Origin of the sequence: Hydrogenophaga sp. (genome assembly GCF_051860785.1) — a bacterium.
In the GTDB taxonomy this organism is placed as follows: domain Bacteria; phylum Pseudomonadota; class Gammaproteobacteria; order Burkholderiales; family Burkholderiaceae_C; genus Hydrogenophaga.
In genome coordinates, this window is sequence record NZ_JBIMLB010000011.1 from 1 (window position 1) to 14120 (window position 14120).

The 14120-nt window shown below is 66.4% G+C and carries 14 protein-coding genes; 9 read left to right on the forward strand and 5 right to left on the reverse strand.

Annotated elements, in window-relative coordinates:
- Positions 1 to 80: 80 nt before the first annotated feature.
- On the reverse strand, positions 81 to 566 hold the full coding sequence (locus ACTIF6_RS15130) for an SHOCT domain-containing protein (RefSeq protein WP_439588750.1): 486 nt from the start codon (positions 564 to 566) through the stop codon (positions 81 to 83).
- A 135-nt stretch (positions 567 to 701) separates the two neighbouring features.
- On the opposite strand from ACTIF6_RS15130, the gene ACTIF6_RS15135 reads away from it, so the two are divergent.
- On the forward strand, positions 702 to 956 hold the full coding sequence (locus tag ACTIF6_RS15135; protein WP_439588751.1) for a helix-turn-helix domain-containing protein: 255 nt from the start codon (positions 702 to 704) through the stop codon (positions 954 to 956).
- Between the two features lie 184 nt (positions 957 to 1140).
- Here ACTIF6_RS15135 and ACTIF6_RS15140 read toward each other — a convergent pair whose 3' ends face one another.
- Positions 1141 to 2265 carry a hypothetical protein gene (locus ACTIF6_RS15140; protein WP_439588752.1) on the reverse strand — a complete coding sequence of 375 codons (1125 nt, stop codon included), beginning with the start codon at positions 2263 to 2265 and terminating at the stop codon, positions 1141 to 1143.
- A gap of 33 nt (positions 2266 to 2298) precedes the next feature.
- Positions 2299 to 3150: a helix-turn-helix transcriptional regulator gene (locus tag ACTIF6_RS15145; RefSeq protein ID WP_439588753.1), complete on the reverse strand. Its 852-nt coding sequence runs from the start codon at positions 3148 to 3150 to the stop codon at positions 2299 to 2301.
- Positions 3151 to 3270: 120 nt separating this feature from the next.
- Between ACTIF6_RS15145 and iaaH the strand changes: the two genes are divergently transcribed.
- The 5 genes from iaaH (at position 3271) to ACTIF6_RS15170 (ending at position 9336) form a co-directional block, all read left to right on the forward strand.
- On the forward strand, positions 3271 to 4686 hold the full coding sequence (gene iaaH, locus ACTIF6_RS15150; protein WP_439588754.1) for an indoleacetamide hydrolase: 1416 nt from the start codon (positions 3271 to 3273) through the stop codon (positions 4684 to 4686).
- A gap of 28 nt (positions 4687 to 4714) precedes the next feature.
- Positions 4715 to 5881, forward strand: coding sequence for a substrate-binding domain-containing protein (locus ACTIF6_RS15155; RefSeq protein ID WP_439588755.1), 1167 nt, complete (start codon positions 4715 to 4717; stop codon positions 5879 to 5881).
- Positions 5882 to 5888: 7 nt separating this feature from the next.
- Positions 5889 to 6743, forward strand: coding sequence for a branched-chain amino acid ABC transporter permease (locus ACTIF6_RS15160; RefSeq protein ID WP_439588756.1), 855 nt, complete (start codon positions 5889 to 5891; stop codon positions 6741 to 6743).
- Positions 6744 to 6910: 167 nt separating this feature from the next.
- Complete coding sequence (locus tag ACTIF6_RS15165; protein WP_439588757.1) at positions 6911 to 8647, forward strand: branched-chain amino acid ABC transporter ATP-binding protein/permease; 1737 nt, start codon at positions 6911 to 6913, stop codon at positions 8645 to 8647.
- An 8-nt stretch (positions 8648 to 8655) separates the two neighbouring features.
- Positions 8656 to 9336 (forward strand): ABC transporter ATP-binding protein, encoded by a 681-nt coding sequence (locus ACTIF6_RS15170; RefSeq protein ID WP_439588758.1) that lies wholly within the window; start codon positions 8656 to 8658, stop codon positions 9334 to 9336.
- Between the two features lie 32 nt (positions 9337 to 9368).
- Here ACTIF6_RS15170 and ACTIF6_RS15175 read toward each other — a convergent pair whose 3' ends face one another.
- Positions 9369 to 10160: an SDR family NAD(P)-dependent oxidoreductase gene (locus tag ACTIF6_RS15175; protein ID WP_439588759.1), complete on the reverse strand. Its 792-nt coding sequence runs from the start codon at positions 10158 to 10160 to the stop codon at positions 9369 to 9371.
- 119 nt (positions 10161 to 10279) lie between these two features.
- Here ACTIF6_RS15175 and ACTIF6_RS15180 point away from each other — a divergent pair, with 119 nt between their 5' ends.
- From ACTIF6_RS15180 to ACTIF6_RS15190, 3 genes are read left to right on the forward strand one after another with little or no spacing between them, the layout of a single operon-like run.
- Positions 10280 to 10972 (forward strand): SDR family NAD(P)-dependent oxidoreductase, encoded by a 693-nt coding sequence (locus ACTIF6_RS15180; RefSeq protein WP_439588760.1) that lies wholly within the window; start codon positions 10280 to 10282, stop codon positions 10970 to 10972.
- A gap of 10 nt (positions 10973 to 10982) precedes the next feature.
- Complete coding sequence (locus ACTIF6_RS15185) at positions 10983 to 11936, forward strand: aldo/keto reductase (protein WP_439588761.1); 954 nt, start codon at positions 10983 to 10985, stop codon at positions 11934 to 11936.
- A gap of 24 nt (positions 11937 to 11960) precedes the next feature.
- The gene (locus tag ACTIF6_RS15190; protein ID WP_439588762.1) at positions 11961 to 12854 is read left to right on the forward strand and encodes an NUDIX hydrolase; all 894 of its coding nucleotides are present in this window, start codon (positions 11961 to 11963) and stop codon (positions 12852 to 12854) included.
- A 46-nt stretch (positions 12855 to 12900) separates the two neighbouring features.
- On the opposite strand, the gene ACTIF6_RS15195 is transcribed toward ACTIF6_RS15190, so the two are convergent.
- Positions 12901 to 14091, reverse strand: coding sequence for an MFS transporter (locus ACTIF6_RS15195; protein WP_439588763.1), 1191 nt, complete (start codon positions 14089 to 14091; stop codon positions 12901 to 12903).
- Positions 14092 to 14120: the final 29 nt, after the last annotated feature.

The following is a 14120-nucleotide window of genomic DNA, read 5'->3' on the forward strand; positions in this document are numbered from 1 at the left end:
TCGAGAAACTCGACCTCATGTTCCTAGGCTTCATCAGCTTCGTGCTCGTCGCTGATGGTCTGCGGTTGTGTTAACAGACCCTAGTTTGTGGTGAGAAGCTTCTTCTTTTGCGCTTCGAACTCCGCGTCGTTCAGGATGCCGCGCTTTCGCAAATCCTCAAGCTTGAGAAGCTCTGCATACGTGTCCGTCGATTGCCCACGCGCCGCTTGTGGAGGCTGAGCCGATGGGACGACCTGGATAACCTGATCTGCTGACCGTTGCAGCTTCGGGCGGCCCAACTCATGGTCACCCTCGGCGAGGCACATGAATTGGACCTCTGCTGTCGCATTCACCCCAAAGCTCATGTCGCGCTCATTGGTGTTTACGACCTGCATTTTTTTCCCTTGAGTCGCGCAGAACTGCGTAGCCTCGCGGAACGCAGCAGCCTTCACCTCTGCCCCCGAGTAGCCACCTGGACTCTTACCGCTACCGCCGACCATGTAGGTGTCTTGTCCAATTGGCACTACGCCGGTCGTTGTCGTGCAGGCCACGAGTACGGGCAATAGAAGCACTGAAAGCTTGCGCAAAGTTTTCTCCTCAAAAGCAGTTTTGACTGTGGCTGCCAGAGCGTTGCACTCTGCTCGCCTCTCCGGGCCGCAGTCTGCCACAAATCAAACTCATAGTGTGTGTACTGATAGTGTGGGTCACGGAAGACTCGGGGCATGGTCAAGGCCCCTCCCAAAGCACCCACCAAAGAAAAGGCCCAAGTGGCCTTTGGTGCGGCGCTACGGGCCTATCGTGAGGAGCAGGGGCTGACGCAAGAGCGCTTGGCCGAGCGGGCCGACCTGCACACGAATTACGTCAGTTCTGTGGAAAGGGGCGAGCGCAACCTGTCCTTACACAACATCGCCAAGTTGGCCTATGCGCTGGAGATCGATGTTTCCGCCCTGGTGGGTTGCCTGGATCGGCGCCACTAGAAGCTGTGCAGTAGGCCTATAGCTATACTGGCTGCTTTCAACAACCGTGAATCACACCGTGTAACGATACGGCGGTTTTCAGGCTGTTCCCCTCTATGAAGAGGTGGTTTTTAGGAGCGCCCCGTCCACTCCGCCAGAAAAGCGAGAAGCCGTTGCAAGTCCTGCTTGCAGCGGCTTTTTCATTTCAGTGCTGACTTGGCTCATCGAGAGCGGCTGTCAGCTCGTGGGCCAGGTGGCGCACTTCAGATTCGTGCAGCCCGACGAGTTCGAGTCGCAGGATGCCCTCGGCAAGCCCGTGTTCCATGACCCAGATGCTGGGTCGGCCTGCCTTCAGGCGGCGCACGATTTCCCTGGCCGCACCCGCGCCGCCTGCGATGGTGAGCCGGACGCGCTGGAACGGCATGCCGACCGGGTCGTTCTCCGCCTGCGACTGAACACCCTGGCATGGCTGCAAAAGGTCCAGCAGCAGATCCACCTTGCGCTGTTGCAGGAGCTTCCACGCCGTGCCATCCAGCCTGTCGCGCTCTTCAAGGGCAGCCAGCACGCCCACGATGGCTTCCTTGCTGGCTTTCATCGCGCGGCCTATGCCCCGTTCCTGCGCCCTGAAGGCTTCAACGAAGGCCTGCGTGCCCAGGACGAGCCCGGCTGTGGGAGAGGCCAGGTGCTTGTGGGCGCTCACAAGGACTGCGTCGGCTCCGGTGGCGAGCAGGGCTCTCACGCGCAGGTCCTGCGCAGCGCCGTCGATGACGGTGGGGATGCCTCGGGCATGCGCGGCCGAGACCGCAGCGGCCAGGTCGAGATCGTGAAACGAAGTCAGCCGTGAACACACCAGCAACAAGCAGCACACGCCGGGTTCATCCAGGCAGCGCTCGAGTTCGCTCAGGGAAAGTGAAATCCGGTCGCCAGCCTGCAACGCACGGCCGCCGGCCATGCGAATGTCCGTCTCGATGGGGTGGCCGTAGTTCACGCAGTGGCCCTGGGGAATCACCACGAGGTGTTTGCGCTCCCCTGGGTCAGGCAGTGCTTCCACGGCCGCCTGATCGGTGCCCGCGATGCAGGCTGCCACCGCTTGGGTGATGGCGGCCGCTGCGCAGTGGGTCACCGCGCCCGCCTGGCACCCTGCCCAGGATGCGAGCCTTTGCGAGGCACGCTGTTGGAGCTCTTCCATGATGAAGAATGAGCCCATGGCCAGTGCGGCACTTTGTGCCACGTGATTGGACGATCGCGACACCCCCAGCGGGGTGAAGCTGCCTGCTGCGTTCAGGACGAGCGTGAGCTGGTACTTGCGATGAAGGTCGTCGAGGCTCATCGCCGCGAATCTACAGATCGACCGACGGGGCGCTCAGTGAGGCTTCGGGAGGTGAAGCGCAGCGCCGCTTTCGCGCCGGTGCGCATCCAGCACCGATTGCACCCGCGCCGCCAGCTGGGCCCGGTTGTCGGTCTGGAATTTCCTGAACGCGTTGGCCAGGTGGAAGCGCACCGTGGAGTGACCGACCGAAAGGCGTTGGGCGATGAGCTTGTCGGGGCAGCCGCAGGCGACCAGCCAGGCCACTTCGGCTTCGCGCTGGCTCAGGCGGGCGTGGCGTTGCAGCAGTTCTTCGGCGCGTTCGTCTTCGGCGGGCGGGGGCGCCAGATGCGATTGCCAGCGCAGTCGCGCCAGGGCCGCGGCCAGGGCTGGCTCCACCATGCGCAGCACCTCGATCTCGTTGCTGTCGAAGTTGCCCCGGTGGTGCTGGCGCCAGATGCGCAGGTCACCCACGCATTCATCGCCTGCGTAGGCGTAGACGTTCACGCCCCAGTACATGCGGTCTCGCTGCAGGAAGTCGTTGAAGAATTCGGTGCGCATCAGCTCGGGCTGGCGCAGGATCTGCGTGGCCACCGTGGGGCGGCGGCGCTCCATCATGGGAAAAGTAAGGGGGTCGACGAACCGGTAGTGTTCGTCCCAGGCGCGCAGGTTCTCCTGGGATATGTTGATCGACTTCACCCGCTCGAAGCGCTGCTGGGTGCCGTTCCACACGAACGAGACGTAGGTGTCTGCACCCATGAGGTCCAGCATGGGCAGGGCGAGTTGTTCGCGCAGGGCGTCGGCGTCGGTGGCGTCGGCCATCAGGCGCATCACGTCGCGCAGCGCGCGCGTCTGGGAAGTGGACAGGTGCATGCCCAGAGTGAAGCAATAAACGTGCTCGAACCGCATCGGGTCTTTCCCCACCCCTCCCGCCCCGCAGGGGTACCCCTAACAATCCTGATAGGTGCGCAAGCGCCTTGCGGCTCCTACGCTGCTTACCAGTCAAGTCCAAGCACTGGAGTAGCACACATGTCGGAAACAGATCCCATCGGGCAGGGCGTGGTGGCCTTGCGGCGCCTGCTTCAGGCTCGAAAGCTCACCAGCCTGGCGCTGGCCGAGGCGCTGATCGCCCGCACTGAGGCAGGGGCAGCCCTGAATGGCTACGTGGCTTTCGACGCCGAGGCCCTGCGCGATCAGGCGCGCCAGGCAGACGCGCGCATTGCGGCCGGGGAAGACCTGCCGCTGCTGGGCATTCCGATCGCGCTCAAGGACAACATTGACGCGGTCGGCTGGCCCTGCGGTGCCGGCACCGGCGCCCTGCATGGCCTGCACCCGGTGCAGGACGCCGAACTGGTGCGCCGCCTGCGCGCGGCCGGTGCATTGATCACGGGCAAGGCCAACATGCACGAGCTCGCTTTCGGCATCACGACCAACAACGCGGTGACCGGTGCGGCACACAACCCCTGGAACCCCGCGCGCATCCCGGGTGGCAGCAGTGGGGGCTCGGGTGTGGTGGTGGCCGCCGGCATGGTGCCCGCTGCCATCGGCACCGACACCGGTGGGTCTGTGCGCGTGCCTTCGGCACTGTGCGGCCTGGCCGGCCTGCGTCCCACGGTGGGCCGGGTGCCGGGCACCGGTATTGCGCCCATTTCCACCACGCGCGACACCGCTGGTCCGATGGCGCGCAGCATCCTGGACTGCGCCCTGCTCGACGAGGTGCTGACCGGCGACACCACGCCGTTGAAGGTGCCCGCGCTGCGCGGCTTGCGACTGGGTATCCCGGGCGCCGGCTATTGGGACAACCTGGAACCCGGGGTGGAGCTGGTGGGCCTGCGCACGCTGGAAGCGCTTCGCACCGCCGGCGTGGTGATGGTGGAGGTGGACTTGCCGGGTCTGCAGGAGGCCAATGCCGCCGCCAGCTTTCCCGTGGCCCTCTACGAATTCGTGCGCGACATGCGCGCCTACCTGACGGACGCGCAACGCGGCATCACGCTGGAGCAGCTTGTGGCCGGTGTGCGGAGCCCCGATGTGGCCGGTCTCGTGCCAGGGCTGCTGGGCGAAGGCGCCATGCCCGAAGCTGTCTACCAGGACGCACTGGCCGCGCGCCAGCGCCTGCAGGCCATCTACGCCAATGCGTTCGAAAGCCACTGCGTGGCTGCATTGATCTTCCCCACCACCGCACTGACCGCGCGGCCCATCGGTGAAGACGAAACCGTCGAGCTCAATGGCGTGCGCGGCCCGACCTTCGGCACCTTCATCCGCAACACCGACCCCGGCAGCAACGCCGCCATCCCGGGCGTGACGCTGCCCGTCGGCCTCAGCGATGGTCTGCCCGTGGGCATCGCCCTCGACGGCCCGGCCGGTAGCGACCGCCGCCTGCTCGGCATCGCGGCCGCCATCGAAGCATTGCTGCCACCCGCCCCCCTCGCACCGTCGCCCGTCTGATATTCGCCACCCAACCAGGAGCATTTCCATGGACCGTCGTCAATTCGTGAAGTACACCGGCGCACTCGCCGGCAGTTCCACTGTCGCCACGCTGGGCGTTGCGCCCGCGTTCGCCCAGTCCGACCTGAAGGTGGCGGTGATGCTGCCGCAGAGCGGGCCGGCCGGCCTGTTCGGCCCCTCGTCCAAGGCCTGCGCCGAGCTCGCCGCCGAAACGCTCAACGCGAAAGGCGGCATTCTGGGCCGCAAGATCTCGCTGCTGTTCGGCGACGCCGGTCTGCCACCGGCCGAGGCCTCGCAGGCCGCGCTCAAGCTGTGGAAGGGTTCCGGCGCGCAGGCCTTCATCGGCATGCACGACAGCGCTGTGCGCGGCGCGCTGGTGGGCCTGTTCAAGGCGCAGGTGCCTTACTTCTACACACCGGTGTACGAAGGCGGCGAGTGCGCAGCCGGCACCTATGTGAACGGTGAGACGCCACAGCAACAACTGGAACCCGTCATTCCCTGGCTGGCGGCCGAGCGCAAGCCCACCAAGTGGTACATGATCGGCAACGACTACATCTGGGGCCGCACCACCAACGCCGTGGCCAAGGGCTACATCACCAAGACAGGCGCACAGGTGGTGGGCGACGAGTACCTGCCCTTCACCGCCGACAACTTCGACTCCAGCCTCGCGCGCATCCGCGAGAGCGGTGCCGACGCGGTGCTGGTTTCTCTGGTGGGGGGTGCCTCGGTCGGCTTCAACAAGGCCTTCGCCAGCTTCGGCCTGGCCGACAAGGCCATCCGCCTGGGCACGCTGATCGAAGAAAACACACTGGCCGGCATCGGTGTGGCCAGCGCGCGCAACCTGTACTCCAGCGCGGGCTACTTCGCCAACATCACCACCCCGGCAGCCAAGGCGTTTTCCGATGCGTACTTCAAGCGCTTCGGTGCGCAGGCGCCCGCACTCAACGGCCTGGCCGAGTCGGTTTACGAAGGTTTCCTGATGCTCGACGCGGTGGCCACCAAGGCGAAGTCGCTCGATACCAAGGCACTGGATGCCGCCAGCCAGGGTGCAAGCTACAACGGACCACGCGGCGCGGTGACCATGCGCGCGCGCCACGTGGACCAGGACGTCTATCTCGCCGACGTGAACGACAAGGGCTTCCGCGTGATCAAGACCTTCCCACGCATCGGTTCGGGCCAGACCTGCAAGGTGTGACGCGGCGATGGAGGGAAGCTGGCTGCTGCACGGCCTGAACATCGCCTACGAACTCGCCACCCTCGGGCTCACCACGCTGGGCCTGGCGGTGGTGTTCGGTCTGCTGGGCGTGATGAACATGGCCCACGGCGAGTTCGTGATGATCGGCGCGTACTCGGTGGTCACGGTGCAGGCCTGGGGCTGGCCGCTGTTCACCGCGTTTCCGCTTGCGGTGGTGGTATGCGGTGCACTGGGCCTGGTGGTGGAGCGCTGGCTGATCCGTCCGCTGTACGCGCGCCCGTTCGACATGCTGCTCGCCACCTGGGGCCTGGCCATGCTGCTGCGAAAGCTGGTGGAGGCCATCTACGGCAAGGGCTACCGCAACGTGGAGAGCCAGTTGGGCGTGCCCATGCAGTTCGGTGGTATCGAGTACCCGGCCTACCGGCTGGTACTCATTGCGCTGGCCGTGCTGCTGCTCGTGGGGCTTTTCTTCTGGTACCGGCGCAGTGCAGCAGGCCTGCGCGTGCGCGCCATGACGGGCAATCCCGTGCTGGCACAGGCGCTGGGTATCGACACCCAGCGTCTGGCCTCGCAGGCCTTCGTCATTGGCGTGGTGCTGGCGGGCGCTTCCGGCGTGCTGCTGGCGCCACTGGTGCGCATCGAACCCGGCATCGGTGTCGACTATCTGCTCGATGCCTTCTTCGTGCTCGTGGTGGGTGGTCTTGGCACGCTCGGTGGTTTCGCTGGCGGCGTGGGCGTGATCGGTGGTTCGCAAGCCGTCATGAGCAGCATCGCGGGCCAGACCAGCGGCTATGCGGTGGTGCTTGTGCTCTCCATCCTGTTCCTGTGGCTTCGTCCTCACGGACTCTTCGGGCGCCGCTGAGATGAAGCACCCCCTGCGCCGCTTCGCGGCTTCCCCCTCTCTTGCGCGCCTTCGGCGCTTGGAGGGGGACGACACCAGCCGACCGGCAGAGCCGGATCGGCGGTGTCCCACGGTTGGACCGTTTCGTGCGTTGCAGGTCGCGCTCCGGCGCGGTGGAAACTGATACCGTGATATTCGCCAAGACCTTCGCCGCACCCCTTGCCCTGGCCGCCGCGCTCGTGGCGCTGCCGTTTGCGAGCAACGAATTCGTCGCATATCAGATTGCGCTGTTCCTCATCTATGGCATCGCCACCCAGGGCGTGGCGCTGTGCTGGGGCCGGCTGGGCTTCCTGCCGTTGGGGCATGCGCTCTTTTTCGGCCTCGGCGCCTACCTCGCGGGTGGCACGCTCAAGGCGGCCGAGCAGCAGGCCGTGTGGTTCGCCGCGCTGCCACTGGCGCTGCTGCTGCCAGCCGCACTGGCCTACCTGGTTGCGCGGCTCATCTTCGCCCGCAGCCACCGCAGCGGACCGTTCTTCTCGCTTATCACGCTGGCCATGACCATGCTCGGCTTCCTGGCCGCGCAGCAATGGAGCGATCTCACCGGCGGCTTCAACGGCATGGCCAACATCCCGGACCTGCCCGGCACCGAGCGTTACAGCACGCTCTACTGGCTGGTGGCTGCCTGTGCGGTGGCCAGCACCGCGCTGCTGGGCCTGCTGTTTCGCCGGCCACTGGGCGTGCTCTGGAGCGCCATTGCACTCAACGAAGACCGATTGCAGCTCTTCGGTTTCGCCACCGACCGCATGAAGGCCAACGCCTACGCGCTCTCGGCGCTGCTGGCAGCGGGCGCGGGCGCACTGTTCGCGGCGCACCAGGGCATCGTCACGCCGCTCACCATGGGCTTTGTGCTGTCCACCGAATTCGTCATCTGGGCCGCAGTGGGTGGCAAGGCCAGCCCACTGGGGGCGCTGCTTGGTGCTGTGCTGGTGGGCTATGCGTCGAGCGAGCTGCGCGAACACTTCAGCTACTGGGAGGTGCTGGTGGGCCTGCTCTTCATCGGCGTGGTGCGCTTCCTGCCCGATGGGGTGGCGGGCATCGGCGCGCGCTTCTTCGGCGGTGACCGCCGTGCGATGTTGAAGCCGGTGCCGGCACCGCCGCTGGCAAAGGTGCCGGGCGAGCTGAGCCTTTCGTTCGATGGCGTGTCCTGCGGGCAGGGCGGTGTGAAGATCCTCGATGGCCTCACGCTGAGGCTGCAAGGTCCCGGCATCCGCTGCGTGATCGGGCCCAACGGGGCGGGCAAGACGTCAACCTTCAACGCGATGACCGGTCGCCTGCCCGTGCGCGCTGGCCATATCGTGCTCGACGACACCGACATCTCGGGTGCCACCGCATGGCGCGTGGCACGCCATGGCGTCGGCCGCAAGATGCAGATTCCCTCGGTGTTCGGTGCGCTCACCGTGCGGCAGAACCTGGCCATTGCACTGTGGGCTGCTCGGCTGCGGCCTGCGATGTCGCTCGCCCGCGCGCCGCTGGGGTGGCACAGCGCCTTGCAGACCGAACTGCTCAACCGGTTTCCTGCCTTGAAAGAGCGGCTGGATGAATCGGCTGGCAGCCTCTCGCAGGGGCAGCGACAGGCGCTGGAGTTGGTGATGACCGTGCTGCCCGAGCCGCGCCTGGTGTTGCTGGACGAACCTTGTGCCGGCCTGTCGCCGGCAGAGACCCACCAGATGATCGATGTGATTCGCGACGCCATGGCATCGCTCGGTGCAGCCGCGCTCGTGATCGAGCACGACATCAGCGCGGTGGCCGCCATCGGTGGCGATGTGTTCGTGCTGCACCAGGGCCAGCTGCTCGCGCAGGGGTCACTCGCCACCATCCAGGCCGACCCTGCCGTGCGTGCCGTATATGCCGGGGGACGAAAGTGAAGGACTTCGTGTTCGAGAACATCGTATGCGGGTATGGCGACACCATGGTGCTTCGTGGTGTGAGCGGCCGCGTGTCCCCGGGGCGCGTGCTCGGCATTCTTGGTCGCAACGGCGTGGGCAAGACCACGCTCCTGCGCGCGCTCGCGGGTTTTCTGCCGCTGGCCAGCGGCACCGTGCTATGGGCGGGGCACGATCTCCGTGGTGTGCGGCCACACCGCCGGCTGACCATGGGGATTGCGTATGCGCCGCAGGAAGAGGTGGTCTTCGCCGAACTCAGCGTGCAGGAGAACCTGTGGCTGCACCTGCCCGAACGCCAGGGCGAACGCTACGCCCCACTGCTGGCACAGTTCCCGCGCCTGGCCGAGCGCATGGGGCAGCGCGCTGGTTCATTGAGCGGGGGCGAACGCAAGCTGCTGTCCTTCACCCGCACCCTGGGCCTGTGCGCCGAGCTGAGCCTGCTGGACGAACCGACCGAAGGCGTGCAGCCCGAGAACATCGAACGCATGGCGACACTGCTGCGCCATCGATGCCATGAAGCCCGCGCCACCTTCATCGTGGTGGAACAGAACCTGTCGTTCCTGATGGGCGTGGCCGACGACGTGCTGGTGCTGGACCACGGGGACTGTGTGCTGCAGGGACCGGTGGCGAGTTTCGGGCGCGAGGCGCTGGAGGCGCATCTGGTGGTTTAGCTTCTGGCTCCAAAGCTCGCAGTGGGTGGAATTCAGACCACGATCGGCACCGATGCACCGTCCAGCGACATCACCACGCCAGTGACGTAGGCAGCGCGTGGCGAGGCGAGGAACACCACCACGTCGGCGATGTCCTGCGGATTGGCCAGGCGGCCCAGCGGCGCGCGCGATTGCGCCTGACGCATGGCTTCTTCTTCCGATACGTTGCGCTGCCGTGCGTCGGCCGAGATGTTGGCAGCGGCGCGTTCGGTCAGCGTGATGGCGGGATTGACCGCATTCACCCTCACGCCCTGGGGTGCGTACGCGGCAGCCAGGCCCACGGTGGAGAGCATCAGCGCGGCGTTGGCCGAGCCACCGGCCAGGTGGTGGATGGTGGCGACCTTGCCGCCCATGCCCACCACGTTGACCACCGCACCCCGGCCGCGCGCGCCCATGCGTTTGATCAGCGGGTCCGTCACGTTGATGTAGCTGAAGAACTTGGCCTGCATGGCGGCTTGCCATGCGGCGGGGCTCAGTTCGGCAAACGGCGTGAGCTTGGCCGCGCCTGCGGAGTTCACCAGGATGTCGATGGGGCCACCTTCGCGCTCGGCCGCGTCCACCACGGTCAGTGCGGCTTGCGTGTCGCTCAGGTCGGCACTGTGGATCGTCACGGTGGCGCCCGTGTCCCTTTTCAGTTGCGCCTGCGCAGTCTGCAGGTGTTCGGGGTTGCGGCTAACGATGCTGACGCGAGCACCTTCGCGCAGAAATTCAAGCGCGCACGCCAGTCCAATGCCGCGGCTGCCGCCCGTGATGAGCACATGTTGTCCGGTGAGTCTGAGGTCCATGCGGTCTCCGTTGGCCTGTGAGGATGGAAGGGTCTTGCCCGTAAAATTCTAGGTCTTCAAGCGCTGCCTTTACAGGCCGACCTGCCTGGCATCCTCATGCCAATGGAATGGAACATGCAATGCAAACTGTCCTGATCACTGGTGCCTGTGGCAATCTGGGGCGCGCTGTGGCGCAGGCCTTTTCTGATCGGGGTTGTGCTCTGGTCCTGCTCGATCGCGAGCAGAGCCTGCTGGGCTCGATCTACGGGCCCGATACCGATCGGCAGCTCAGCCTGGCCGCCAACCTGCTGGATGCTTCTGCGGTGGACGCAGCGGTGCAGCGGGCACTCCAGCAGTTCGGCCGCATCGACGTGCTGTGCAATCTTGCAGGTGGTTTCCGCATGGGCGAGGCGGTGCACGAGACCAGCGACGGCACCTGGGATTTCCTCATGGGGCTCAACGTGCGTTCGGTGCTGCACACCGCCCGTGCGGTGGTGCCGGCGATGCTGGGTGCAGGCGGCGGACGTATCGTCAACGTGGGCGCGGGCGCCGCGGGCAAGGGGGGTGCGAACATGGGCGTCTACGCGGCTTCCAAGAGCGCGGTGGCGCGCCTGACCGAGTCGATGGCGGCCGAGCTGCGGGAGCGCGGCATCAATGTGAACTGCGTTCTGCCCAGCATCATCGACACGCCCGAGAACCGCAAGGACATGCCCAAGGCCGATCCCTCGCGCTGGGTGTCGCCCCAGTCGCTGGCAGGCGTGATCGTTTTCCTGGCCTCGGATGCCGCCAAGGACATTCATGGTGCGAGCGTGCCCATCACGGGCCTGAGCTAGGCTGCCTGTCATGATTCCTGCCCGCTCACTCGGTGGCTCCGGCATCCAGGTCGTACCGCTGGCTTTCGGTGGCAACGTGTTCGGCTGGACCGTGGACGAAGGCCGTGCGTTCCGCCTGCTCGACGCCTGGGTCGACGCCGGTTTCAATCTCATCGATACGGCGGACATCTATTCCAGCTGGGTTCCTGGCAACCAGGGTGGCGAGTCGGAAACCATCATTGGCAAATGGTTCAAGGCCAGCGGCAAGCGCGACCAGGTGGTGATCGCGACCAAGGTGGGCAAGCCCATGGGGCCCGGCAAGAAGGGGCTGAGACCCAAGTACATCCGCCAGGCGGTGGAGGCTTCGCTCAAGCGCCTGCGCACCGATCGCATCGATCTTTACCAGTCGCACGACGACGATCCCGACACGCCGCTGGCCGACACGCTGGGTGCTTACCAGGCGCTCATCCAGCAAGGCAAGGTGCGCGCCATCGGTGCATCCAATTTCACTGGGGCGCGCCTGCGCGAGGCGCTGGACGTGAGCGAGCACCACGGCTTGCCGCGCTACGAAACGCTGCAACCCCTCTACAACCTGTACGACCGCCAGGGCTTCGAGTCCGACCTGTTGCCCGTGTGCAAAGCGCGGGGCGTGGGTGTGCTCACCTTCTACGCGCTGGCCGCCGGCTTTCTGAGCGGCAAGTACCGCAAGCCCAAGGACGCGGGCAAGAGTGCGCGTGGCAGCAGCACGGTGACCAGATACCTCAATCCGCGAGGCCTGGCGATTCTCGATGCGCTGGACGAAGTTGCCGCACGCCATTCCAGCACGCCCGCCCAGGTGGCCATCGCCTGGCAACTGGGCATGCCGGGCATCACCGCACCGATTGCCAGCGCGACTGCGCTGGATCAACTCGAGGATCTGGTGGCTGCCGCGTCACTGAAGCTGGACGAGGCCGACATGAAGCGGCTCGACCAGGCCAGTCGTTGACAAGAGCGGCCTCGCTTCGTCCCGATGAATCCGACACCCAACGATCCTGAAGCCGTTGCCGCCGCGAGAACCCCGCGCGCGGCCTCCACGCTCATTCTCTTGCGCGACGCCGAACAAGGCCCCCAAGTGCTCATGCTCAAGCGCCATGGGCTCTCCGAGGTGCATGCGGGCGCTTTCGTGTTCCCAGGGGGCAAACTCGATGCGCCCGACGCCCAGCTGCAGGACACGCACCACCTGGATGAATCGGCCCAGGCACTGCACGCGCGGCTGGGCGAGAGCGACATCGATACCGCCACCGCCGCGGGCCTGTACGTGGCCGCATTGCGGGAGACCTTCGAAGAATCCGGCCTGTTGCTGGCTGAAAACCTGACCATCGCGCGCGCCGAAGAGGCGCAGGCGCGCCTGGCCAGCGGCCTGGCGTTCAACACGTTGCTGGCCGAGATGGGCCTGCGTCTGCGCGTGGGTGCGCTCGCACCGTGGTCGCGCTGGGTCACGCCCCCTGATTCGCCCAACAAACGTTTCGACACCCGCTTCTTCGTGGCGCGTGCACCAGAAGGCCTGGCCCGCCATGACGAGCGCGAAACCACGGAGGCGCGGTGGGTGCTGCCACGTCCCGCGCTGGAGAGCTATTGGCAGGGCGAGATCGCCCTGGCACCACCGCAGATCATGACCCTGGCCCACCTGGCGCGGCACGGCAGCGTGGAGAGCGTGCTGAGCGAGGCGCGAGGGCGTCTGCCGGCGTTGATCCAGCCGCATGTGTTCCGCGATGGTGAAGGGCGCGCCATGTGTTACCCCGGTGACGAATTGCACCCCGTGCGAGCGCGTGCCATGCCTGGGCCGTTGCGCCTGTTCACACGCGGCCATCGCTTCGAACCCGAAAACGGTTTCGAGGGATTCTTCTCCGCCTGTGCACCCTGACCCGGGGAGTGCCGCGCAAGTCGTGCACGGCGATCGCCTGGGTTGGTCAATGCGTGGATTCGGTGCGCCGGCCCAGCGCGCTGGCGAAGGCCCACCCCGCCACTGAAAAACCGACCGCTGCCGTTGCCAGCATGGGCGTGTAGCCCAGGTGGTCAACCGACCAGCCCGCGAGCGTGACGCCCAGGGCCTGGCCGCCGAAGAGGCAGAAGGCGAACAGCGCCACGGCGGTGCCGCGCGAGGCGGGGGCCATCTGTGTGGCATGTGTTTGCAGCGTGTTGTGAAACAGATAGGTGCCAAAACCCATCAGCAGCGCAGTGGGACCAGCCGCGAGCCACCACGGCGAGAGCCACAGTGCCAGAAACGCGGCGCCCACCAGCAAGCCACCCACAAGCACCATGCGCTGCTCGCCCCATGTGGCCACCAGGCGCCGCGCGCTCATTGCGTACACCAGCCCACCCACCGCGTACAGCGCGATCAGGCCCGAGGCCACCACCAGTGAAAGGCCATGGCGCTCATGCAGATAGGAGGGCAGGAAGGCCATGGGTCCCAGCAGAAAGGCGCCCTCGGCACCCACGGCCAGCAGCACGCGGCGCGCCCAGGGCTCCTGCAGCACGGACCACAGGCTGCGGCCCAGGTGACTGGGTGCCGCGCTGGGGGTGGGCGGCGGCACCGGCATGCGGTGCACACGCTTCAGCAGGAGGATGGCCACCAGCGTGAATCCCACCGCGAGCGTGAAGAAGGCGCCGCGCCAGCCGGCGGCGAGTTCGGCGAAGAGCCCACCAGCCAGCTGCCCTGCCATCATTCCCGACAGGGTGCCAGTGAGGAACCGTGCCAGCGTGGTCTGGCGCTGCGCATACGGCACGTTGTCGCCGATCCAGGCCATGGCCAGCGGGATCACCCCGGCCGCCGCCATGCCCCAGAGCATGCGTGTCCACACCAGTGCGTCGAAACCCGGTGCCAGTGCCGAGGCGATGGCACCCCCCGCGCAACCGAAGAGCGCAGCGCACATCAGGCGCGCCTTGCCGTAGCGGTCGCCCAGCGGTCCGAACACCAGTTGCATCAGGCCATAGGCCACCGCGAAACTGATGACCACCTGGCTGGCCGCGCCGGGCGTGATGGAGAAGTCGCGCGCCAGGCGTGGCAACAAGCCATCGCACACGCGCAGCGCAGCGCCGCTGAAGAACGCGGCGCAGGCCAGCAGCACGATGGTGCTGTCGCGCTCGGCATCGTTGGTCATGGAATGGGTCGGTTCTTTCAGGGGGCTTG

What these genes read in the sequence shown, in the direction of transcription:
- iaaH (WP_439588754.1), top strand. Translation starts at nt 3,271, where the DNA reads ATGTCGGAAACAGATCCCATCGGGCAGGGCGTGGTGGCCTTGCGGCGC.
- ACTIF6_RS15160 (WP_439588756.1), top strand. Translation starts at nt 5,889, where the DNA reads ATGGAGGGAAGCTGGCTGCTGCACGGCCTGAACATCGCCTACGAACTC.
- ACTIF6_RS15175 (WP_439588759.1), bottom strand. Translation starts at nt 10,160, where the DNA reads ATGGACCTCAGACTCACCGGACAACATGTGCTCATCACGGGCGGCAGC.
- ACTIF6_RS15135 (WP_439588751.1), top strand. Translation starts at nt 702, where the DNA reads ATGGTCAAGGCCCCTCCCAAAGCACCCACCAAAGAAAAGGCCCAAGTG.
- ACTIF6_RS15180 (WP_439588760.1), top strand. Translation starts at nt 10,280, where the DNA reads ATGCAAACTGTCCTGATCACTGGTGCCTGTGGCAATCTGGGGCGCGCT.
- ACTIF6_RS15145 (WP_439588753.1), bottom strand. Translation starts at nt 3,150, where the DNA reads ATGCGGTTCGAGCACGTTTATTGCTTCACTCTGGGCATGCACCTGTCC.
- ACTIF6_RS15140 (WP_439588752.1), bottom strand. Translation starts at nt 2,265, where the DNA reads ATGAGCCTCGACGACCTTCATCGCAAGTACCAGCTCACGCTCGTCCTG.
- ACTIF6_RS15195 (WP_439588763.1), bottom strand. Translation starts at nt 14,091, where the DNA reads ATGACCAACGATGCCGAGCGCGACAGCACCATCGTGCTGCTGGCCTGC.
- ACTIF6_RS15190 (WP_439588762.1), top strand. Translation starts at nt 11,961, where the DNA reads ATGAATCCGACACCCAACGATCCTGAAGCCGTTGCCGCCGCGAGAACC.
- ACTIF6_RS15155 (WP_439588755.1), top strand. Translation starts at nt 4,715, where the DNA reads ATGGACCGTCGTCAATTCGTGAAGTACACCGGCGCACTCGCCGGCAGT.
- ACTIF6_RS15185 (WP_439588761.1), top strand. Translation starts at nt 10,983, where the DNA reads ATGATTCCTGCCCGCTCACTCGGTGGCTCCGGCATCCAGGTCGTACCG.